The sequence below is a fragment of the Paraburkholderia sp. J94 genome (genome assembly GCF_905220285.1).
Classification (GTDB): domain Bacteria; phylum Pseudomonadota; class Gammaproteobacteria; order Burkholderiales; family Burkholderiaceae; genus Paraburkholderia; species Paraburkholderia tropica_A.
Window position 1 is genome coordinate 1 of the sequence record NZ_CAJMZH010000063.1, and the last position, 385, is coordinate 385.

Genomic DNA, 385 nt, shown 5'->3' on the forward strand with positions numbered 1-385 from the left:
GTTGGGCGGTTCGGGTGCATCGCCGGTCGCGCTGCACAACGTGAAGGACGGCGACGTCTCGGCATCGAGCACCGACGCAGTGAACGGCTCGCAGCTGTATGCGACCAATACGAACGTGTCGAACCTCGCGGGCACGGTGACGAACATTGCCGGTGACGTGTCGAACATCGCCGGTAACATGACCACGCTGCAAGGCCAGATGGCCGACGCGGTGTCGTACGACTCGTCGGCGCACGACTCGATCACGCTCGGTGGTACCGACGCAACGACGCCGGTGGCAATCCATAACGTGAAGGACGGCGACGTCTCGGCATCGAGCACGGATGCAGTGAACGGCGCACAGCTGTACGCCACGAACACGGCGGTGTCGAACATCGCTGGCGAT

General features: G+C 63.6%; 1 pseudogene. It reads left to right on the forward strand.

The annotated features are described in order from the left end of the window. Positions 1–385 (forward strand): annotated as a pseudogene (locus U4Y88_RS37655) (hypothetical protein); the annotation flags it as partial.